The 20,070-nt window shown below is 68.1% G+C and carries 20 protein-coding genes; 14 read left to right on the top strand and 6 right to left on the bottom strand.

The features are described from left to right. The first annotated feature begins 13 nt into the window (after positions 1-13). A complete protein-coding gene (locus tag AC1DVU_RS04360; RefSeq protein ID WP_476921202.1) occupies positions 14-247 on the top strand; it encodes an SCO4848 family membrane protein in 234 nt (77 codons plus the stop codon). A 40-nt stretch (positions 248-287) separates the two neighbouring features. Here the strand turns inward: AC1DVU_RS04360 and AC1DVU_RS04355 are convergent, their stop codons facing one another. Beyond that, on the bottom strand, positions 288-830 hold the full coding sequence (locus AC1DVU_RS04355; RefSeq protein ID WP_476921201.1) for a PadR family transcriptional regulator: 543 nt from the start codon (positions 828-830) through the stop codon (positions 288-290). Between the two features lie 156 nt (positions 831-986). On the opposite strand from AC1DVU_RS04355, the gene AC1DVU_RS04350 reads away from it, so the two are divergent. Continuing rightward, positions 987-1,682 (top strand): hypothetical protein, encoded by a 696-nt coding sequence (locus tag AC1DVU_RS04350; RefSeq protein WP_476921200.1) that lies wholly within the window; start codon positions 987-989, stop codon positions 1,680-1,682. A gap of 22 nt (positions 1,683-1,704) precedes the next feature. Then, the gene (locus AC1DVU_RS04345; protein WP_476921199.1) at positions 1,705-1,998 is read left to right on the top strand and encodes a YciI family protein; all 294 of its coding nucleotides are present in this window, start codon (positions 1,705-1,707) and stop codon (positions 1,996-1,998) included. Here the strand turns inward: AC1DVU_RS04345 and AC1DVU_RS04340 are convergent. Both AC1DVU_RS04340 and AC1DVU_RS04335 read right to left on the bottom strand, forming a co-directional pair. After that, entirely contained in the window at positions 1,972-3,027 is a 1,056-nt protein-coding gene (locus AC1DVU_RS04340; protein WP_476921198.1) for an NAD(P)-binding domain-containing protein, read from the bottom strand. The two genes, AC1DVU_RS04345 and AC1DVU_RS04340, sit on opposite strands and share 27 nt — an antisense overlap. Positions 3,028-3,214: 187 nt before the next feature. Then, a complete protein-coding gene (locus AC1DVU_RS04335; protein WP_476921197.1) occupies positions 3,215-4,027 on the bottom strand; it encodes an alpha/beta fold hydrolase in 813 nt (270 codons plus the stop codon). Between the two features lie 107 nt (positions 4,028-4,134). Between AC1DVU_RS04335 and AC1DVU_RS04330 the strand changes: the two genes are divergently transcribed. Together AC1DVU_RS04330 and AC1DVU_RS04325 are read left to right on the top strand one after the other, a co-directional pair. Further along, complete coding sequence (locus tag AC1DVU_RS04330) at positions 4,135-5,283, top strand: CaiB/BaiF CoA transferase family protein (RefSeq protein WP_476921196.1); 1,149 nt, start codon at positions 4,135-4,137, stop codon at positions 5,281-5,283. A 13-nt stretch (positions 5,284-5,296) separates the two neighbouring features. Further along, a complete protein-coding gene (locus AC1DVU_RS04325; protein ID WP_476921195.1) occupies positions 5,297-6,439 on the top strand; it encodes an acyl-CoA dehydrogenase family protein in 1,143 nt (380 codons plus the stop codon). 27 nt (positions 6,440-6,466) lie between these two features. On the opposite strand, the gene AC1DVU_RS04320 is transcribed toward AC1DVU_RS04325, so the two are convergent. Further along, positions 6,467-7,192, bottom strand: coding sequence for a MerR family transcriptional regulator (locus AC1DVU_RS04320; RefSeq protein ID WP_476921194.1), 726 nt, complete (start codon positions 7,190-7,192; stop codon positions 6,467-6,469). Positions 7,193-7,329: 137 nt separating this feature from the next. Between AC1DVU_RS04320 and AC1DVU_RS04315 the strand changes: the two genes are divergently transcribed. From AC1DVU_RS04315 to AC1DVU_RS04275, 9 genes are all read left to right on the top strand, one after another. Beyond that, positions 7,330-8,541 carry an acetyl-CoA C-acetyltransferase gene (locus AC1DVU_RS04315; RefSeq protein ID WP_476921193.1) on the top strand — a complete coding sequence of 404 codons (1,212 nt, stop codon included), beginning with the start codon at positions 7,330-7,332 and terminating at the stop codon, positions 8,539-8,541. A 20-nt stretch (positions 8,542-8,561) separates the two neighbouring features. Beyond that, positions 8,562-10,763, top strand: a complete 2,202-nt coding sequence (locus tag AC1DVU_RS04310) for a 3-hydroxyacyl-CoA dehydrogenase NAD-binding domain-containing protein (protein WP_476921192.1) — start codon at positions 8,562-8,564, stop codon at positions 10,761-10,763. A 216-nt stretch (positions 10,764-10,979) separates the two neighbouring features. Continuing rightward, positions 10,980-11,825, top strand: coding sequence for a trypsin-like serine protease (locus tag AC1DVU_RS04305; RefSeq protein WP_476921191.1), 846 nt, complete (start codon positions 10,980-10,982; stop codon positions 11,823-11,825). Positions 11,826-12,033: 208 nt separating this feature from the next. After that, entirely contained in the window at positions 12,034-13,020 is a 987-nt protein-coding gene (locus AC1DVU_RS04300) for an ATP-binding cassette domain-containing protein (RefSeq protein ID WP_476921190.1), read from the top strand. After that, a complete protein-coding gene (locus AC1DVU_RS04295; protein ID WP_476921189.1) occupies positions 13,017-13,844 on the top strand; it encodes an ABC transporter permease in 828 nt (275 codons plus the stop codon). Before AC1DVU_RS04300 ends, AC1DVU_RS04295 begins: the two co-directional genes overlap by 4 nt. A 60-nt stretch (positions 13,845-13,904) precedes the next feature. After that, the gene (locus tag AC1DVU_RS04290; protein WP_476921188.1) at positions 13,905-14,915 is read left to right on the top strand and encodes an ABC transporter substrate-binding protein; all 1,011 of its coding nucleotides are present in this window, start codon (positions 13,905-13,907) and stop codon (positions 14,913-14,915) included. Further along, positions 14,912-15,964 (top strand): FecCD family ABC transporter permease, encoded by a 1,053-nt coding sequence (locus tag AC1DVU_RS04285; RefSeq protein WP_476921187.1) that lies wholly within the window; start codon positions 14,912-14,914, stop codon positions 15,962-15,964. Before AC1DVU_RS04290 ends, AC1DVU_RS04285 begins: the two co-directional genes overlap by 4 nt. After that, positions 15,961-16,986, top strand: a complete 1,026-nt coding sequence (locus tag AC1DVU_RS04280; RefSeq protein ID WP_476921186.1) for a FecCD family ABC transporter permease — start codon at positions 15,961-15,963, stop codon at positions 16,984-16,986. The genes AC1DVU_RS04285 and AC1DVU_RS04280 overlap by 4 nt, the downstream gene beginning before the upstream one ends. Next, positions 16,983-17,837 carry an ABC transporter ATP-binding protein gene (locus tag AC1DVU_RS04275; RefSeq protein ID WP_476921185.1) on the top strand — a complete coding sequence of 285 codons (855 nt, stop codon included), beginning with the start codon at positions 16,983-16,985 and terminating at the stop codon, positions 17,835-17,837. The genes AC1DVU_RS04280 and AC1DVU_RS04275 overlap by 4 nt, the downstream gene beginning before the upstream one ends. Here the strand turns inward: AC1DVU_RS04275 and AC1DVU_RS04270 are convergent, their stop codons facing one another. Together AC1DVU_RS04270 and AC1DVU_RS04265 are read right to left on the bottom strand one after the other, a co-directional pair. Further along, positions 17,838-18,581 carry an MBL fold metallo-hydrolase gene (locus AC1DVU_RS04270; protein ID WP_476921184.1) on the bottom strand — a complete coding sequence of 248 codons (744 nt, stop codon included), beginning with the start codon at positions 18,579-18,581 and terminating at the stop codon, positions 17,838-17,840. Beyond that, positions 18,578-20,068 carry an amino acid permease gene (locus AC1DVU_RS04265; RefSeq protein WP_476921183.1) on the bottom strand — a complete coding sequence of 497 codons (1,491 nt, stop codon included), beginning with the start codon at positions 20,066-20,068 and terminating at the stop codon, positions 18,578-18,580. The genes AC1DVU_RS04270 and AC1DVU_RS04265 overlap by 4 nt, the downstream gene beginning before the upstream one ends. Between the last annotated feature and the right edge of the window lie 2 nt (positions 20,069-20,070).

Below are 20,070 nucleotides of genomic sequence, written 5' to 3'. Positions count from 1 at the left end.
ATGGGATGGCCACGTGATCTCCAAGCTCGCTGCCCGGTTCCTCGTCGTCGCGGGCGTGTTCAACGTCGTGATCTGGCCGCGCTTCGCCAAGGCGATCGTGGACGACGACCGCGCGTGGGACGGCGAGCACTGGCACAGCGCACCGACGGCGTTCCTGTGGGTGCATGCGGTGCTCATCACGACGGCGATCGTGATCGGCCTCGGCGTGCTGCTGGTGGGCGTACGCGCTGCGAGAACCGCTGGTTGAGGAGGGCGAGGAACGAGCCCGTCTCGAAACCCTCCGCACCTCAACCACCGTGCACCCCGAGGGCCTGAAGGATCTCGTCGCACCAGGCGATGCCGCTCTGCTCCTGGATGAAGCCGCCGCGCAGCACCAGAAAGGCGCCGAGCTCGTCGTCTGTGACTGCTGACGGATCGGGATAGTGCTTCGCGGCGCTGGCCTCGTAGTACGCCAGCTGGGCCACGTGCGCCTCGCGACGGATACGTACGTCCGACAGCACCGCGTCGCGATCGCCGAAGCGCAGGCCGCGCAGCTTGACGGCGAACTCGCTGCGGTACTTCTCATGGGGTGTGGGAGTCGACGACCAGCGCATGAGCTCGTCGCGGCCGTCGGCCGTGATGGCGTAGACCTTCTTGTCGGGCCGGCCGGTCTGCGCGACCAGGTGCGCCTCGACCCACTTGTCGGACTCCATGCGGCCCAGCACCTTGTAGATCTGCTGGTGGCTGGCCTTCCAGAAGTGGCCGATCGAGGCGTCGAAGCGGCGCGCGAGGTCATAGCCCGAAGCGGACTTCTCCGCGAGGGACACCAGGATCGCGTGCTCCAGAGCCATGCGCGAGACCGTACTATGCAACTAGTTGCAATGGCAATGTGATGCGCGTCCCGTTCGGCCGTTTGGTTGGCGAATTCTCAGCATTCACGAGAGGGTGTTCCAGACAAGCCTCAGCCGGCATCCCAGGGGGGACGCCATCCACACAGGAGATCACCGATGGCCTTCCGCGTACGCCTTTCCGCCCTCATCGTCGCCTCGTCGTTCGCCCTTGTCGGCTGCGGCGGTTCCGACGGTGGCTCGGACGACGAAGGGGTCGCCGACCTCTCCGCCACCAAGATCCTCGCCGCGGCCGAGAAGCAGCTGGCCAGCGAAGACTTCGTCACGGTCAAGGGCAAGGGCAAGGACGAGGAGGCCGGGAGCGAGATCGAGGTCAACATGTCGTTCGCGGGCGAGTCGGTCACGGGCAACATCGGCTTCAGCGGCATGAAGCTCGAGCTGTTGAAGGCCGACGGCAAGTCCTACTTCAAGGCCGACAAGGAGTTCTTCCAGTCGAGCGGCGCGCCGGCCGAGGCCATGGAGATGATCGGCGACAAGTGGGTCCTGATCGACCCCAACAACCAGAGCTTCGGCGAGATCGGCGACTTCGTCGACAAGAAGGAATTCTTCGACGACCTCCTCGACCCCGACGGCAAGGTCACGAAGGGCAAGGAGAAGAAGGTCAACGGCGTCGACTGCGTCGCCCTCAAGAGCGACAACGGCACGTTCTACTTCGGCAAGAAGGACGGCCGGCCGATCAGCCTCGTCACCACCGACGACGGCGAAGGCACGCTCGACTTCTCGTACAGCAAGGTCGGGACGGTCGAGGCGCCCTCGTCCGACGAGGTCATCGACCTGGCGACGCTGGGGCAGTAACGCCCGACCGTACGCTGGGCGCATGTCCTACTTCGCCACGGTCTACCGCTACACCGACGACGACGCGACGCGCGACGAGGTGCGCCCGAGCCATCGGGACTACCTCGGCAAGCTGAGCGAGCAGGGCCGCCTCGCGGTCTCCGGGCCGTTCGTCGCCGGTGAGCGGGGCGGGGCGTTGCTGATCTTCGTCGCGCACGACGAGGCCGCTGCGCTCGAGCTCTCCGACAACGACCCGTTCATGCTCCAGGGTCTCGTCGAGCAGCGCACCGTACGCGAGTGGCAGCCGGTGTCAGGCGAGCTCGCCGACCACTTCTGACGCGAGCCACGTCGCAATGCCGCGCGCCGCTGACCGGCCGGCGCGATTGGCGCCGATCGTGCTCGCGGAGGGTCCGTAGCCGACCATCTGGATGCGGGGGTCAGCCACCGCGGTGGTCCCGTCGAGCTGGATCCCACCTCGCGGGCTGCGCAGGTGCAGCGGGCCGAGGTGCTCGATCGCCGGCCGGAACCCGGTTGCCCACAAGATCACGTCCACCCGCTCGAAGGCGCCGTCCGCCCAGCGCACACCGTCGGGCTCGATGCGGCTGAACATCGGCCGGCGCTCGTAGGCGCCGAGGCGCTCCGCCTCCCGCTCCTGCGGGCGGAGCATCAGTCCGGTCACGCTGACGACGCTGCGCGGCGGCAGCCCTTGGCGTACGCGCTCCTCGACCTTCGCCACGACCTCGCGGCCGATCTCCGCGGTGAACTCGTCGGTGCGCCACACGGGCTCGCGGCGAGTGACCCAGATCGTGTCGGTGAGTGGCCGCAGTGCGCCGAGGAACTGGACTGCGGAGGCGCCACCCCCGACGACGAGGACGCGCTTGCCGCGGAAGTGGTCCGGACCCGGGTAGTCGACGGTGTGCAGCTGCTCGCCGGCGAACGTCTCGGCGCCCGGGTAGTAGGGGATGAACGGGCGCGTCCAGGTGCCGGTCGCGTTGATCAGCGTCCGACTCAGCCACGTGCCGTGGTCGGCTTCGATGCGGAGCAGGCCGTCGTCGTCCCTGACCGAGCGCACCTGCACCGGCCGGATCACCGGCAGGTCGTGCGTACGTTCGTAGTCCGTGAAGTACGCCGGCACGAACGCGTTGGCCCGCTCGGAGTCGGCGGCGTCGGGGATCGGGTCGTCCGGCAGGTCGGAGACGCGGTGGACGTCGCGCATCGTGAGCGCGTCCCAACGGTGCTGCCAGGCGCCGCCCGGACGGGGGTTGGAATCGAGGAGGACGTGCTCGATGCCGCGCTTCTTCAGGTGGTACGACGAGGACAGTCCGGCCTGCCCGCCGCCGATCACCACCGAGTCAAAGATCTCCACACCCACAACAACGTCGTGAGGTATGCCGCTATTTCAACCCATTCGCCGGTCGAGTAGCCAGCGAGCTCTGCGAGTCGGCGTATCGAGACCTCGTGAGCCGAGGGCTTGCGCGACCACACGACCTCACGTCATGTGGTCTCGATATGGCCCCTCGTTCCTCGGGGCCACTCGACCACCTTGACCCGCCTCAGGCGGCCTGTTCCTTGGACTCCGCGGCCTCGTCGATCGTGTCCTCGATGACCCGCACGATGAGGCCGGGGTCGTCGATCATCGGTACGTGCCCGCAGTGCGTCAGCGCGACGTGCCGCGCGTTCGGGAGACGCTCCTGTGCCAGGCCCGACTGGCCGTAGACCAGCACCTGGTCCCGAGTGGCCCACGCGATCGTCGTCGGAACGTCGACCTGGCTCCTGAACTGGTACGTGAGCCCGGCCTTGAAGGTCGGGAAGAATGCCGAGCCGTTGCGCAGCGCCAGAGTGTCGCCGACGAAGTCCTCGGGCGAGATCCGTTCGCCGTTGACGTACAACGTCCTCCCGATGAGCCGGCGGCCACCGGCGCTGCGCAGCACCGGGCGCACGACCGCGAGGGGAAGGTGCGACGCCAGCTTGAGCAGGATGAGTGCGAACAGGGCGACGACCCGGTCGCCGAGGTTGCGGAAGAAGCCGGCCGGGCTGAGGGCCGTGACCGAACGAGCCATGCCGCGCGCGCCCAGCTCCAGCGCGATCGCGCCGCCGAGCGAGTTGCCGACGACGTGCGGGTCGGAGACGCCCCACTCCTCGAGGTTCTCGCCGATGATGCGGCACGCGTTGTCCATCGAGTACGCCGTGCCGTCGGGATAGGGCTCGGACTCGCCGAAACCGGCGAGGTCGATCGCGATGACGTCGTACGACTCAGCCAGCCGGTCCAGCACGGGGTCCCACGCCTGGCGGCGGTGCCCGATGCCGTGGATCAGCAGGAGGGGCTCACCGGAGCCCTTGCGGGTGTACGCGAGTCGAGTCGTCATGCGGTTCCTTTCCTGAACGTGACATTGATGATGACACATATCCATACCCGCGGTATGTAACGGGGGTCACTTGCAACCGTGACAGTGCCACTGTCACAATCGAGGCTGTGACCAGTCCTCGCTCCGGCCCTCTGCACGGCGTCCGTGTCGTCGAGCTCGTCGGCATCGGCCCGGGACCGTTCGCCGGCATGCTGCTCGCCGATCTCGGTGCTGACGTCATCCGCATCGACCGACCCGGTGGTGCCGCTCTGGTGGTGCCGACCGCCCAGGACGTCCTCAGTCGGGGCCGCCCGTCTGTCGCTCTCGACCTCAAGGACCCCCGCGCAGTCGAGGTCGTGCTCGAGCTCGTCGAACGGGCCGACATCCTGATCGAGGGCTTCCGCCCCGGCGTCACCGAGCGCCTCGGGATCGGGCCGGAGGCCTGCCACCCCCGCAACCCGAAGCTCGTCTACGGCCGCATCACCGGGTGGGGGCAGGACGGACCGCTGTCCCAGACCGCGGGTCACGACGTCAACTACATCTCGGTTGCCGGTGCCCTCGACCCCATCGGCCGGGCCGGCGGGCCACCGCAGATCCCGCTCAACCTGCTCGGCGACTTCGCCGGCGGCTCGATGTATCTCGTGACGGGCGTCCTCGCCGCGCTGACGCACGCCCGGTCGACCGGCGAGGGCCAGGTCGTCGATGCGGCGATCACCGATGGCGCGGCGCACCTGCTCTCGATGCAGCTCTCGATGCAGGCCGCCGGCCTGTGGACCACCGAACGAGGCACCAACCTGCTCGACTCGGGCGCCCCCTACTACGACATCTACGAGACGTCCGACGGTCTGTGGATGTCGGTGGGAGCCCTCGAGCCGAGGTTCTACGAGGTGCTGATCTCCGTGCTCGGCCTCCAGGACGTGCCCGACCGCAATGACCTCAGCCAGTGGCCCGCGCTCCACAAGGTCCTCTCCGAGACGTTCGCGACCAAGACGCAGGCCGAGTGGACCGCGTTGTTCGACGGCACCGACGCCTGCGTGGCCCCGGTGGTGCCGATGCACGAAGCGGCGCAGCACCCGCACAACGTGGCCCGTGGGACGTACGTCGACGAGGGCGGCGTGGTGCAGCCGGCTCCCGCGCCACGGTTCTCGCAGACCCCGGCCAACCTCACCACGCCACCGGCGAAGCCCGGCGCCAACACCATTGAGGCCCTCGCGGCCTGGGGCATCACCGACATCGACCAGCTCATCGCCGACGGCGTCGCCGTCCAGGCCGACTAGCAGAAGGAACATCATGCAGCGAGGGATTTTCGACGCCGACCACGACGCGTTCCGCGAGACGGTTCGCACGTTCTGCGAGAAGGAGATCGCCCCTCACCACGACCAGTGGGAGAAGGACGGCATCGTGCCGCGGGAGCTGTGGGAGAAGGCCGGCGAGCTCGGACTGCTGGGCTTCATGATGCCCGAGGAGTACGGCGGCGGTGGCATGAACGACTTCCGTTTCAACGCCGTGCTCGACGAGGAGATCATCCGGATCGGTGCCAGCGGCGTCGGCTTCGTGCTGCACACCGACCTGGTGTCGGGATACCTCCTGTCGTACGCGACCGAGGAGCAGAAGCAGCGGTGGCTGCCGAAGTTCTGCACCGGCGAGATGATCACCGCGATCGCGATGACCGAGCCGGGCACCGGCTCAGACCTCCAGGCGATCCAGACCACGGCGGTCCGCGACGGTGACCACTACGTCGTCAACGGGGCCAAGACCTTCATCTCCAACGGCATCCTGGCCGACTTCGTCATCGTCGCTGCCAAGACCGATCCCGAGGCGGGCGCCATGGGTGTCTCGCTGATCGTCCTCGAGCGGGGGATGGAGGGCTTCGAGCGCGGCCGCAACCTCGACAAGATGGGGCTCAAGGCGCAGGACACCGCCGAGCTGTTCTTCGACAACGTCCGCGTCCCGGCCACCAACCTGCTCGGCGAGGAGGGCAAGGGCTTCATCTACCTGATGGAGAAGCTGCCGCAGGAGCGCCTGGCGATCTCGGTCGGCGCGATGGCTGCCACGCGGGCGATCATCGACCTGACGCTGGACTACGTCAAGGAGCGCAAGGCGTTCGGCAAGCCCATCGGCTCGTTCCAGAACTCCCGCTTCGTGCTCGCCGAGCTCGAGACCGAGATGCAGATCGGCCAGGCGTTCGTCGACAAGAGCATCGTCGCCCTCAGCAAGGGCGAGCTCACGATCGAGGAAGCCGCGATGGGCAAGTGGTGGACGACCGAGCTGCAGAACAAGGCTGCGGCCAAGTGCCTCCAGCTGCACGGCGGCTACGGCTACATGACCGAGTACCCGATCTCCAAGGCGTACACCGACAGCCGCATCCAGACGATCTACGGTGGCACGACCGAGATCATGAAGGAGATCATCGGCCGCACGATGGGCCTCTGACCGGACCCGCACCTCAACCACCGGGTTTTAGCTTGACTCGGTCCTTCGGCGGATCGTCTCGCGCTTGGCCTCGTCGACGGCCGTCTCGTACGCCGTGACGAGCGCCTGGATCGTGAGCGGCTTGAACCGCTCGACGAGGGCCGTGATGTCCTCGGCGGTGCGCCCGGACGATCGAAGCTGCGGCCACCACAGCGTGCGGAAGACCTCGGTGATCTCCTCGGCGACGGCCTTGCCGGCCGCATCGAAGATCCGGCGCGAGGCGTGTGCGACCTCGATCGGCATGTCGGTCTCGATGAACTGGATGCCCACGGCGAGGTGCGCCGGAGCCACCCGGAAGACGTCCTCGGTCGGTGTCGGCTCGAGCACGCCGAGGGCGATCAGCATCTCGAGCGCGTGGTCGTCCAGCTCGCGACCGGCCCTCAGCTCGAGGGCTTCGCGGTCGAGCTCCTCGGGCCGATCGGCCATCCACGGAGCGAGCAACGTGCGGTGCAGCGCGACCTGCTCGGGCGTCGCGTCTGACGGGATGTTCTCGAGATAGCCCTCGATCGCCGAGAGGGTGAACCCGTGGGCCTGCAACTCGCGGACGAGCTCGAGCCGGGCGAGGTGATCGGGGCCGTAGTAGCCGTTGCGTCCCTCGCGGCGCGGCGGCGGGATCAGGCCACGGCCGGCGTAGAAACGTACGGTCCGCACCGTCATGCCGACGCGCGACGCGAGCTGCTCGACGCTCATCGTCTCGGCGGGTGCGACGCTCATGGTGCAGAGACTATGCCACTGCGGCGGCACGTGATGCGGGCCACAGGCCGCGATCTAGCATCCTGACAGTGCTGGTGTCACAATCGAGGTTGTCGCTTTGGCGGCACGTCTTTCACCTGATCTGCGAGGACCCAGTTATGACCGAGGCTTATGTCTACGACGCCATCCGCACCCCGCGAGGTCGCGGCAAGAAGACCGGATCACTGCACGAGGTCAAGCCGATCTCGCTGATCACCGGGCTGATCGAGGAGATCCAGAAGCGCAACCCCACCCTGGATCCCAACGGCGTCGATGATGTCGTGCTGGGTGTCGTGTCGCCGGTCGGCGACCAGGGCGCCGACATCGCCAAGACCGCCGCGCTCGCCGCGGGCCTGCCCGACACGGTCGCCGGCGTCCAGCTCAACCGCTTCTGCGCGTCCGGCCTCGAGGCCGTCAACCAGGCCGCTGGTCGCGTCCGCTCCGGCTGGGAAGACCTGATCTTCGCCGGTGGCGTCGAGTCGATGAGCCGCGTGCCGATGGGCACCGACGGCGGAGCCTGGGCCATGGACCCGCGCACGGCGTTCGACACCGCGTTCGTGCCGCAGGGCATTGGCGCCGACCTGATCGCGACGATCGAGGGCTACAGCCGTACGGACGTCGACACGTTCGCCGCCGAGTCGCAGGCCCGTGCCGCCAAGGCGATCGCCAACGGCTACTTCGCCAAGTCGGTCATCCCCGTCACGGACGCCAACGGCCTCACGATCCTCGACCACGACGAGTTCGTCCGCGAGGGAACGACCGTCGAGAGCCTCGCCGGGCTGCCGGCCTCGTTCGCGCAGATCGGTGACATGGGCGGCTTCGACGCCGTGGCGCTGGAGAAGTACCACGACGTCGAGCGCATCAACCACGTCCACCACGCCGGCAACTCGTCCGGCATCGTCGACGGCGCAGCGCTCGTCGCGATCGGCAACGAAGCCGCCGGCAAGCGCCACGGCCTGACCCCGCGGGCCCGCATCGTCTCGACAGCCGTCTCCGGCGCCGACCCGACGATCATGCTCACCGGCCCCGCACCGGCGTGCCGCAAGGCGCTCGACAAGGCCGGCCTCACGGTCGCCGACATCGACCTGCTCGAGATCAACGAGGCGTTCGCCGCCGTGGCGATGCGCCTCATGAAGGACCTCGACTTCCCGCACGAGCGCACCAACGTCAACGGCGGCTCGATCGCGATGGGCCACCCGCTCGGCGCGACCGGCGCCATGATCCTCGGCACCCTCATCGACGAGCTCGAACGCCGCGACCTGCGCTACGGCCTCGCCACGCTCTGCGTCGGCGGCGGCATGGGCATCGCGACCGTCGTCGAACGAATCTGAAACGGACATAGGACACCTACATGACAAGCACCACTGAAGCCGTCCGCTACGAACTCGTGGACGGGATCGCCAACCTGATCCTCGACGACCCCAGCCAGAGCGCCAACACGATGAACCAGGCGTACGCCGACTCGATGGCCAAGGCCGTCGACCAGCTCGCCGCCGACATTGCGGCCGACGCCGATCAGGTCAAGGGCGTCATCCTCTCGTCGGCCAAGAAGACGTTCTTCGCCGGCGGCGACCTCAAGCTCATGACGCAGGCCAAGCCCGAGGACGCGCCCGCGCTGTTCGACAACGTCGAGCGCATCAAGGCCACGCTCCGCAAGCTCGAGACGATCAGCAAGCCCGTCGTAGCGGCCATCAACGGGGCAGCCCTCGGTGGCGGCCTCGAGATCGCGCTGGCGGCGCATCACCGCATCGCGGTCGACGGCGGCTACGAGATCGGCCTGCCCGAGGTGACGCTCGGCCTGCTGCCCGGTGGCGGCGGCGTCACGCGTACGGTCCGCATGTTCGGCATCCAGGACGCGATGATGAACTTCCTGCTGCAGGGCCCGCGCCTCAAGCCGGCGCAAGCCAAGGACAAGGGCCTCGTCGACGAGGTCGTCGCGACGCAGGACGAGCTCATCCCGGCCGCCAAGGCGTGGATCGACGCCAACGCCGGCAACGAGGAAGCCGCGACGCAGCCGTGGGACCGCAAGGGTTACCGCATGCCCGGCGGCACGCCGTCGAACCCCAAGCTCGCTGCGTTCCTGCCGGCGTTCCCGGCCAACCTGCGCAAGCAGGTCAAGGGTGCTGCCTACAAGGCGCCGCGCGCCATCATGAGCGCCGCGGTCGAGGGCGCGCAGGTCGACTTCGACACCGCGTCGCGCATCGAGTCGCGCTACCTCGTCGAGCTCCTGGTCGGCCAGCAGTTCAAGAACATGACGCAGGCGTTCTTCTTCGACCTCGGCGCGATCAACGCCGGCGGCTCCCGCCCGCAGGGCATCGAGCCCAAGAAGTTCACGAAGGTCGCCGTGCTCGGCGCCGGCATGATGGGCGCCGGCATCGCGTACGTCTCGGCGAAGGCCGGCATGGAGGTCGTCCTCAAGGACGTCAGCCTCGAGGCCGCCGAGAAGGGCAAGGCCTACAGCGAGAAGCTCCTCGACAAGCAGCTCGAGAAGGGCCGCATCACGCAGGAGAAGAAGGACGCCTTCCTGGCCCGCATCACGCCGACCGCCGACTACGCCGACCTCAAGGGCTGCGACCTCGTCGTCGAGGCGGTCTTCGAGTCGGTCGAGCTCAAGCACTCGGTGTTCGCCGAGCTCGAGCCGGTCGTCAACCCGGACGCCCTGCTGGGCTCCAACACCTCGACGCTGCCGATCACGGGCCTCGCCGAGGGCGTCACGCGTCCTGAGGACTTCATCGGCATCCACTTCTTCTCGCCGGTCGACAAGATGCCCCTGGTCGAGATCATCGCCGGCGCCAAGACCAACGACCAGACGATCGCCCACGCGCTCGACTACGTCCAGGCGATCAAGAAGACCCCGATCGTGGTCAACGACAGCCGCGGGTTCTTCACGAGCCGCGTCATCGGGCACTACATCAACGAAGGCCTCGGCATGCTGGCCGAGGGCGTCAACCCGGTCTCGATCGACCGGGCCGCGACCCAGTCCGGGTTCCCGACGGGTCCGATCCAGATCAGCGACGAGCTCAACCTCGAGCTGATGAAGAAGATCCGCGTCGCCTCGCAGAAGGCCGTCGAGGACGAGGGAGGCACCTGGGTCCGTACGGGCTCCGAGGACGTCATCGACACGATGATCGAGCTCGGCCGCACGAGCAAGCTCGTCGGCAAGGGCTTCTTCGACTACGACGACAACGGCAAGCGCACGGGCCTGTGGCCGGGGCTGGCCGAGCACTTCCCCGTCGCCGCCGAGCAGCCGGACTTCCAGGACCTCAAGGACCGCCTGGTGTTCGTCATGTCGCTCGACACGGTGCGCTGCCTCGAGGAGGGCGTCCTTCGTACGGTCGCCGACGCCAACATCGGCTCGATCTTCGGCATCGGCTTCCCGCCGCTGCTCGGCGGTGCGCTGCAGTACATCAACGGCTACGAGGCGCCTGATGGCCGGATCGGCATCGAGGCGTTCACCGAGCGGGCCCAGGAGCTGGCCGCGAAGTACGGCGAGCGGTTCGAGCCGCCGGCACTGCTGCTGGACAAGGCCAAGAACGGCGAACGATTTGCCTGATCGCCTCACCGCGCCCTAGGGAGGGCCGCCCGCGGCCGACCGGGAGCGAGCTCTGCGAGCGAAGGGCTCGCGAGCTGACTACGTAACGCAACCCCACGAGCGCCCCGGTCATCCGACCGGGGCGTTCGAGCGTCCCAAAGCGCTGCGGCCGACCCTCGCTGCGGATACCCTGACTCGACCGGCCATTGGGGCGCGGCACTCGAGGGGAAAGGCGACATGATGTTGCGAATTCGTGTTGCGCTGGCGGGCCTGGCCGTCGCGCTCCTGACCGGCGTCATCGCCGCGGGGCCGGCCTCGGCCATCACCGGTGGCGAGCCTGATGGGAACGACCATCCCAACGTCGGTCTCCTCCTGTTCTACGACGGCACCGGGCGCTCTCGCTGCACCGCGACGCTGATCAGCCCCACGGTGCTGATCACGGCGGCGCACTGCACGAGCGATGTCGTCGGCAGTGTGCTGGTCGACTTCGACTCGGTCATCGCCGAGACGGGGCCCAACCCCTACCCCGCCGCGGCTGACCCGACGAAGGGCTACACGCCGGAGGAGATCGCCACGATGGGCGAGCTGTCCGGCACGGCATACACGCACCCCCAGTACTCCGACTTCACCGACGTGAAGAACTGGAACGATGTCGGCGTCGTCGTTCTCGACCACGCGGTCGACATCGCTCCGGCAGCACTCGCGCCGCAGGACTACCTCAACCGGTTCACGGCCAACGTGCTCAACAAGACAGCGTTCGACGTCGTGGGCTACGGCACCGAGGTGCGCCAGGCCGAGTCGGGCCCGCAGAAGCCGACGCCGATGACCTATCCGGTGATCCGCCGTCAGACCTCGGTGATCGGGCAGAAGCTCACACCGCAGATCCTGCAGGGCAACGGCAACGAGAAGGACAACCGCGCCGGCGGCGGCACGTGTACCGGCGACTCGGGTGGCCCGGTCTTCCACGACGGCCTGATCGTCGGCGTCACGAGCTACGGCTACACCGACAACTGCCGTTACATCAGCGGCTACCAGCGAGTCGACATCGAGGGCGTCCAGATCTGGGTGAGCTCGTTCCTCTGATCTGACGCAGTCAAACCGGCCCCGTGAGCTTGCTCGCGGGGCCGGTGCCGTTTCGGCCGATGCGAGTTGACCTCAACCTATGTTGAGGTTGCAGGCTGGGATTCCGGCTGTAGATGACAGCCGTTCAGGAAATGTCACATGTCTGTGGTATTCCTGTTAGGAACAAGAGATAGTCTCGGAGATACTTCACCACCTGAGAGGGATACCCATGACCCGCCCCCTGGCTGTTGAAGCCATCGACCTGGTCAAGCGCTTCGGCGACAACACCGCGGTCGACGGTGTGAGCTTCGTGGTGCCCGAGGGCAGCGTCCTCGGCCTGCTCGGCCCCAACGGCGCCGGCAAGACCACGACGGTTCGGATGCTCACGACACTGAGCGTCCCGACCAGCGGCACCGGCCGGGTTGCCGGTCACGACGTGGTCACCGAGCCCGAAGCCGTGCGTCGCAGCATGGGACTGACCGGCCAGGCGGCCACCGTGGACGAGCTGCTCACGGGCCGCGAGAACCTTCGGCTGATAGGCCGGCTCTACGGGCTCCCCAAGGCATACGTCCTGCAGACCTCCGAGGAGCTCCTCGAACGCTTCTCGCTGACCGAGGCGGCCGACCGTACGGCCAAGACCTACTCCGGCGGCATGCGCCGGCGGCTCGACCTCGCGGTCAGCCTGATCGCCGCCCCGCCGGTGCTGTTCCTCGACGAGCCGACGACAGGCCTCGACCCGCGCAGCCGCACCGAGCTGTGGGAGGTCCTTCGCGGGCTGGTGCGCGAGGGCACGACGTTGCTGCTCACGACCCAGTACCTCGAAGAGGCCGATCAGCTCGCCGACGAGATCATCGTGATCGACAAGGGCAAGGTCATCGCCTCGGGCACGCCGACGCAGCTCAAGGACCAGGCCGGCGAGGCCGCCGTCGTGCTGACGCTGACCCACGCCTCCGACCTGCCTGAGGCCGAGCGGCTGATGCGCACCTGCTCATCAGAGGTCCACGTCGACGAGGTCGCTCGGCGGCTCACCGCCAAGGCCGGCGGGCTCGGCGACATGTCCCGCATCGGCAACGTCTTCGAGGCCAGCGGGATCGCCGTCGACGACCTGGGGCTCAAACGACCCAGCCTCGACGACGTCTTCCTGCACCTCACCGGCCATCGGGCCGAATCCACCGACGACACCGCGACCGAGCAGCTCGAGGAGGCTCATTCATGAGCACGCAGATCGAACGTCCACCGATACACCCGCCGACCCTCGTCGGCTCGTCGGCGACCGTGGTGTGGCGCAACCTGATCCACATCAAGCGCATGCCCGAGATGCTGCTCGACGTCACGATCCAGCCGGTCATGTTCGTGCTGCTGTTCGCCTATGTCTTCGGCGGCGCGATCGACGTGCCGGGTGGCGGCAGCTATCGCGAGTTCCTGCTGCCGGGCATCATGGTGCAGACGATCATCTTCTCCTCCGCGATCGTGGCGATGGGACTGACCAACGACCTGCAGAAGGGCATCGTCGACCGGCTCAAGTCGCTGCCGATCTCACGCCAGTCCGTGCTGGTCGGGCGCAGCATCTCGAGCCTGATCCACTCCAGCATCGGCATCGCGGTGATGTCGGTGACGGGCCTCCTGATCGGCTGGCGCATCCGCGACGGCGTGGTCAACGGGGTGCTGGCCTATCTCCTGATGCTGCTGTTCGGCTTCTCGATGATCTGGCTGGGCATCTGGATCGGCTCACTGATGCGCACCGTCGAGGCCGTGCAGGGCTTCATGTTCACCGTGATGTTCCCGCTGACCTTCGTGGCCAACACGTTCGCACCGACCGAAGCCATGCCGAGGTGGCTCCGCTTCGTCGCCGAGTGGAACCCCGTCTCGGCGCTGACCCAGGCCTCGCGAGAGCTCTGGGGCAACGCAGCCCAGGCGCCTGACAGCGCCGCGTGGCCGTTGGAGCACGCCGTGCTCGTCTCGATCCTGTGGCCGATCGTGCTCACCGCGATCTTCGCTCCGCTTGCCGTGCGCGCCTTCCGTCACCGGTCCCAGGACTGAGGCAGTTAGCAAGGTAAGCCATGCCTAAGTTAGGGTGACCTGTGTCCCCTGACGGAAGGCATGTCCGTGTCGTACGTACGCCGCTTCGCGGGCGGAGCGATCGCCGCTCTGCTCGCGACCACTGTCCTCGCCGCTTGCGGCACGAGCGCGTCGGACGAGGAGGCGGAGAGTGGCGGACCGTGGTCATTCACCTCGGGGGACGGCAAGACCGTCAAGGCCGACTCGCCGCCCAGGCGCATCATCGCCAGCGGAGCGGAGGCGGCGGCACTGATGTCCTTCGGCATCAAGCCGGTCGGCATCTACGCCAACACCAAGGTGGAGGACGATCCCAACCTCAAGGACCTCGATCTCTCGGGCATCACGATCCTGGGCGAGACCTGGGGTGAGATCGACGTCGAGAAGGCCGCCTCCCTCAAGCCCGACCTGATCGTCGCCGACTGGTGGCCCGCCGAGAAGGCCTACAGCGGCCTCGAGGAGGGTGCCAAGGCGGCGAGCAAGAAGATCCTCGACCTCGCCCCGATCGTCGGCGTCTCCCAGGGCGACTCGATCGAGAAGCTGGCAGAGGGCTACGAGAAGCTCGCGGTCTCGCTCGGTGCCGACGTCGACGACCCCAAGATCGCCAAGGACAAGAAGGCGTTCGAAGACGCACAGGCCGAGTTCGAGAAGGTCGTCGCCGCCAAGTCCGGCCTGTCGGTGCTGGCCGTGTCGCCGGCGGACGACCTGCTCTACGTCGCCAATCCGGAGTACGCCCCCGAGCTGCTGGACTTCCAGCGCTGGGGCCTCGACGTCATCAACCCCGACAAGCCGGACAAGGGCTTCCCCTACTGGGAGAACCTGAGCTGGGAGAACGCCGACAAGTACCAGCCCGACCTGCTCCTGATCGACGACCGCGCCTACGCCTCGACGGTCAAGCAGGGTGAGAAGCAGCCCACCTGGACCAACATCTTGGCGGCGAAGGCCAAGGCGTACGTGCCGTGGCCGGCGTACTGGATGCACACCTACGGTGACTACGCCGAGCAGCTGACCCAGCTGACAACGGCGATCCAGAAGGCCGACGCCGAGCTCGCATGACCCTGCTCGAGACGCCGACCGCCAGTCACGAGACCGCTCCCCGGCACCGCCCGGGCGCCGGTCTCGCGGCGGGCCTCGTCGTGCTGGTCGGTGCGCTCGTGGTGGTCTGCTTCTTCAGCATCACGCTCGGGTCACGCGGGGTCGGCGTGCCGACGATCTGGAAGGCGTTCACCGACTTCGATCCCGGTTCGGCGGCCGAGACCGTCATCCGCGAGATGCGGGTCCCTCGCACGCTGATCGGCGTGCTGGCCGGCGCTGCACTGGGACTGAGCGGAACGATCCTGCAGGGCGTGACCCGCAACCCGCTGGCCGATCCCGGGATCATGGGCATCAACGCCGGAGCGGCGACCTTCATCGTGGCCGGCATCATGATCTTCGGTGTCCAGGGCGTCATCGGGTACGTGTGGCTGGCGTTCATCGGCGCCGGCGTCGCGACCGTGACGGTCTACGGCATCGCGTCGTTCGGGCGCGAAGGCGCGACACCGGTCAAGCTCGCGCTCGCGGGGGCCGCGGTGACCGCTGTCCTGTCGTCGCTCACCTCGGCGATCGTCATGACGAACGTCGACGCCCTCAACGAGCTGCGCTTCTGGCAGGTCGGCTCGCTGGCCGGCCGCTACATGCCGGTGTTCTGGCAGACCGCCCCCTTCATCGCGGTCGGACTGCTGGTCGCGATGCTCAGCGGCCGAGCGCTCAACGGACTCGCACTGGGCGAGGACCTCGCCCTGGCGCTCGGCCAGCGGCTCCGGCTGACCCGGTTCGTCCTGTTCGCCACGGTCGCGGTGCTGTGCGGTGCGGCGACTGCGGCATGTGGGCCCATCGTCTTCGTGGGGCTGGTCGTGCCGCACCTGGCGCGCTCCATCTGCGGGCCGGACTATCGCTGGATCCTGCCGTACGCCCTGGTCCTGACCCCGATCGTGCTGCTCGTCGCCGACATCGTCGGCCGCGTCCTGGTCTCGCCTGGTGAGCTCCAGGTCGGCGTCGTGCTGGGCGTCCTCGGCGCCCCGGCGTTCATCGCGCTCGTCCGCTACCGAAGTCTGGCTGAGCTGTGATCGACATCGTCGTCATGGGCCGACGTACGCGCAGGACGCGTGCGGGGGCGGTCAGCTTCGGCCTCGCGACGGTGGCGTTCGCGCTGTTCATCCTCACGATGATGGTCGGCAGCTTCTACGTCCCGGCGTGGGACGTGATCACCTCGGCGTTCCACCTGCGTGACGACCCATCCGTCGACTTCATCGTTCGTGACCTGCGGCTGCCGACTGCCACGGCGGCGCTGGCGGCGGGCTTCGCCCTCGGGGTCTCGGGATTGCTGTTCCAGAAGCTGCTGGGCAATCCGCTGGCGTCGCCCGACTTCGTCGGCATCTCGTCAGGCGCCAGCATGTTCGCGGTCTCCTCGATCATCCTGTTCGGCGCCGGCAGCTCGATGATCTCCGCCTCAGCCTTGGCCGGCGCCCTGATCAGCGCGGCGATCATCTACTTGCTGGCGTGGCGGGACGGCATCTCGGGATATCGGTTCGTCCTGATCGGGATCGGGCTGTCCCAGTTCATGCTCTCGATCATCGGCTACCTCGTGGCCCGGGCCGAGCTCTACGAGGCTCGGCAGGCCATGACCTGGCTGGTCGGCACGGTCGGCCAGGCCGGGTCGACCGAGCTGCGGGTGCTGCTCGTCGCCTTGCTGGTGCTGATCCCGGTGGCCTTCCTGCTCCAGCGCCCGCTGCGGGTCCTCGAGCTGGGCGACGACACCGCGAAGGCGCTGGGTGCACACGTCGAGCTCAGCCGACTGGCGCTCATCGCCGTCGCGATCGTCCTGATCGGCTTCGCCACAGCGGTCGCCGGGCCGATCATGTTCGTCGCCCTCATCGCCGGGCCGATCGCCCAGCGCATGGTCGGGCACAGCGGCGGCGGCATCATGGCGGCCGGCCTGGTCGGCTCGATCATCGTGCTCGGCGCCGACCTGGTGGCCCATCACCTCGTACCGGTCGATCTGCCGACCGGTGTCATCACGGGCATCATCGGTGCCCCCTATCTGATCTGGCTCCTCGCCACCGTCAACCGGGAAGGACGCGGCGGATGACCCACGACCTGCGCGCCAACAACCTCACGCTCGGCTATTCCCCCACTCGCAGAGCTCGCGGGGGGGCCCCCAGGACACCGGACATCGTCCGTGACCTCGACGTCGCGATCCCCGACGGCCGGATCACGGTGATCGTCGGGGCCAATGCCTGCGGCAAGTCCACACTCTTGCGGGGCCTCGCGCGCCTGTTGCGCCCACGCGGCGGCCAGGTGATCCTCGACGGCACGTCGATCCACGACCTCAAGAGCATCGACGTCGCCAAGGTGCTCGGCCTGCTGCCGCAATCACCCGTCGCACCCGACGGCATCACGGTCAGTGACCTGGTCGGGCGCGGCCGTTACCCGCACCAGGGCTGGTTCCGGCAGTGGAGCGCCGAGGACGACCGGGCGGTCGCCGGTGCCCTGGCGGCCACCGGCACGGCGGACCTTGCCGACCGCAACATCGCGGAGCTGTCCGGTGGGCAGCGCCAGCGGGTGTGGGTTGCGATGGCGCTCGCGCAGGACACCGACCTCTTGCTGCTGGACGAGCCGACGACCTTCCTCGACATCAACCACCAGGTCGAGCTGCTCGACCTGCTGACCGACCTCAACCGCGAGTCGGGCAAGACGATCGTGATCGTGCTGCACGACCTCAACCTCGCCTGCCGTTACGCCGACCACATCATCGCGATGAAGCAAGGCTTCATCGTCGCGGAGGGCTCGCCGATCGACGTCATCGACTCGACCGTCGTGACCGAGGTGTTCGGGCTGGCGTGCGAGGTCATCCCCGACCCGGTCAGCGGCACTCCGATGATCGTCCCCCGCGGCCGGCACCACGCTGCTCGCGAGGTCGCTGCGGTCTCCTGGGGCTGACTACCGCTCGCTGAGCGCCTGGTCGACCGCGTCGGCGTACGAGCCTCGCCACGGCTCACCGTGCCCGGGCAGCAGCACCTCACCGCTCAGAGACCGGAGCCGCTCGAGGGATCGACGGTTCTCGGCGATGTCGTGGTGGAACATGTTCGCGAGCAGCTGGGGTCCGGTACGAGCGACAGTCGGATGGCCGGTGACCAGCGCATCCCCGGTGATGAGGACCCCGGCTTCCGGCAGGTGGTAGCAGGTGTGTCCGCTCGTGTGCCCCGGCGTCACGATCGGCACGGGCCGTCCGGGTACGTCGAGTGGTGCGTCCGCGAACGCCCGCGCCCGCGGGAATCCGGCCTTGGTGGTGCCTCCAGCCGCCACGACGTGCAGCGACCACGCGAGGACGCGCGGACGCCAGGAGGCGGCCGCGACCTGCAGTGGTGTCGCCTGCTCGAGGAACTCCCGCCGGGCGTGCCGCGACTCGGTCTCGGACGTCAGCACCGGGACGTCGCGCCCTTCGAGCAGCTTGGGCAGGGAGCCGATGTGGTCGACGTGTGCATGCGTCACCAGGACCGCAGCGAGCTGGTCGAGCGACCGGCCGATCTGCTCGATCGACCACAGCACCGCATCGCGGTCACCCGGATAACCGGCGTCGACCAGCGTGAACGCGTCGCCGTCGGTGAGCAGCGTCCAGTTGACGGCCTTGCCCTGCACGAAGTGGACGCCGTCGGCGACCTCGGTGACGGTCGGGGTGCTCACTCGACGGAGGGTACTGCTTCCTCGCTGGCCGGCGCCTGCTTCAGTCCTCGGCCGAGGCGGGAGCCGCGGTAGCCGTACGTGAAGTAGACGACGAACCCGATCGCGAGCCAGACGAGGAACCGCACCCACGTCTCGATCGAGAGGTTCACCATCAGCCAGACGCACGACAGGATCGACAGCGCCGGGATCCACGGCACCGCCGGCACCCGGAACGGACGATGCAGGTCGCCGCGGGTCCGGCGCAGGATGATGACGCCGGCTGACACCAGCACGAAGGCGAATAGCGTTCCGATGCTCACGAGCTTGGAGAGCTCCGATAGCGGCACGACGCCGGCGAGCACCGCGACGAACACGCCGGTCAGGATCGTGATGCGGTAGGGCGTGCCGAACCGCGGGTGCACCTTGGCGAGGCCGATCGGCAGCAGGCCGTCGCGTGACATGGCGAACAGCACCCGGGCCTGCCCGAGCATCAGCACCAGGACGACCGTCGTGAGCCCGGCCACCGCACCGGTCGAGATGATCTTGGACGCCCAGCCGGCGCCGTTGGCGTCGAAGGCTTCGGCCAACGGCGCTGCGGTGTTCATCCGCTTGTCGCTGTACTTCAGCATGCCGGTGATGACGAACGACACCGCGACGTACAGCAGCGTGCAGATCGCGAGCGAGCCGAGGATGCCGCGCGGGACGTCGCGCTGGGGGTTCTTGGTCTCCTCCGCCGAGGTCGCGACGATGTCGAACCCGATGTAGGCGAAGAACACGACCGACGCCGCCGCGATGATGCCGTACGCACCGAAGGCCGTGGGGTCGACGCCGAAGAAGCCCTGCAGGAGCGTCTGGTCGGCGCCCTTGCCGCCGGCGGCCGGCTCGGAGTCGGGCACGAACGGCTGGTAGTTGGCCCACTTCACGAAGAACAGCCCCGCGATGACCACGAACGTCACGACGGCGACCTTGATGATGACGAGCACGCCGGTGAACCGGCCGGACAGCTTGGTGCCCAGGACGCCGACGACGGTCAGCGCCAGCACGATCGCGATGGCGCCGATGTCGGGCGTGGCCTTGTCGCCCGCGACCCACGTCGGTATGTCGAAGAGGTTCTGCAGGTACGCCGACCAGCCACGGGCGACGACGGCGGCACCCAGCGCCAGCTCGAGAACGAGGTCCCACCCGATGATCCATGCAACGAGCTCGCCCAGCGTGGCGTACGAGAAGGTGTAGGCGCTGCCCGCCACCGGCACGGTCGACGCGAACTCGGCGTAGCAAAGACCGGCGAGGCCGCACGCCAGTCCGGCCAGGATGAACGAGATGATGATCGCGGGTCCGGCGTTGAGATGCGCCTGCTGGCCGGTCAGCACGAAGATGCCGGTGCCGATCACCACGCCGACGCCGAAGAACGTCAGGTCCCAGGCCGAGAGCTCCTTCCGGAGGGTGTGCTCAGGCTCGTCGGTCTCCTCGATCGAGCGTTCCACGGACTTGGTGCGGAAGAGATCCATGG

The sequence above is a fragment of the Aeromicrobium sp. P2_G6 genome (assembly GCF_056403535.1).
This window is presented reverse-complemented; position numbering and strand designations above follow the sequence as displayed.

What these genes read in the sequence shown, in the direction of transcription:
- AC1DVU_RS04355 (WP_476921201.1), bottom strand. Translation starts at nt 830, where the DNA reads ATGGCTCTGGAGCACGCGATCCTGGTGTCCCTCGCGGAGAAGTCCGCT.
- AC1DVU_RS04350 (WP_476921200.1), top strand. Translation starts at nt 987, where the DNA reads ATGGCCTTCCGCGTACGCCTTTCCGCCCTCATCGTCGCCTCGTCGTTC.
- AC1DVU_RS04345 (WP_476921199.1), top strand. Translation starts at nt 1,705, where the DNA reads ATGTCCTACTTCGCCACGGTCTACCGCTACACCGACGACGACGCGACG.
- AC1DVU_RS04335 (WP_476921197.1), bottom strand. Translation starts at nt 4,027, where the DNA reads ATGACGACTCGACTCGCGTACACCCGCAAGGGCTCCGGTGAGCCCCTC.
- AC1DVU_RS04325 (WP_476921195.1), top strand. Translation starts at nt 5,297, where the DNA reads ATGCAGCGAGGGATTTTCGACGCCGACCACGACGCGTTCCGCGAGACG.
- AC1DVU_RS04320 (WP_476921194.1), bottom strand. Translation starts at nt 7,192, where the DNA reads ATGAGCGTCGCACCCGCCGAGACGATGAGCGTCGAGCAGCTCGCGTCG.
- AC1DVU_RS04315 (WP_476921193.1), top strand. Translation starts at nt 7,330, where the DNA reads ATGACCGAGGCTTATGTCTACGACGCCATCCGCACCCCGCGAGGTCGC.
- AC1DVU_RS04310 (WP_476921192.1), top strand. Translation starts at nt 8,562, where the DNA reads ATGACAAGCACCACTGAAGCCGTCCGCTACGAACTCGTGGACGGGATC.
- AC1DVU_RS04305 (WP_476921191.1), top strand. Translation starts at nt 10,980, where the DNA reads ATGATGTTGCGAATTCGTGTTGCGCTGGCGGGCCTGGCCGTCGCGCTC.
- AC1DVU_RS04300 (WP_476921190.1), top strand. Translation starts at nt 12,034, where the DNA reads ATGACCCGCCCCCTGGCTGTTGAAGCCATCGACCTGGTCAAGCGCTTC.
- AC1DVU_RS04295 (WP_476921189.1), top strand. Translation starts at nt 13,017, where the DNA reads ATGAGCACGCAGATCGAACGTCCACCGATACACCCGCCGACCCTCGTC.
- AC1DVU_RS04290 (WP_476921188.1), top strand. Translation starts at nt 13,905, where the DNA reads ATGTCCGTGTCGTACGTACGCCGCTTCGCGGGCGGAGCGATCGCCGCT.
- AC1DVU_RS04285 (WP_476921187.1), top strand. Translation starts at nt 14,912, where the DNA reads ATGACCCTGCTCGAGACGCCGACCGCCAGTCACGAGACCGCTCCCCGG.
- AC1DVU_RS04275 (WP_476921185.1), top strand. Translation starts at nt 16,983, where the DNA reads ATGACCCACGACCTGCGCGCCAACAACCTCACGCTCGGCTATTCCCCC.
- AC1DVU_RS04265 (WP_476921183.1), bottom strand. Translation starts at nt 20,068, where the DNA reads ATGGATCTCTTCCGCACCAAGTCCGTGGAACGCTCGATCGAGGAGACC.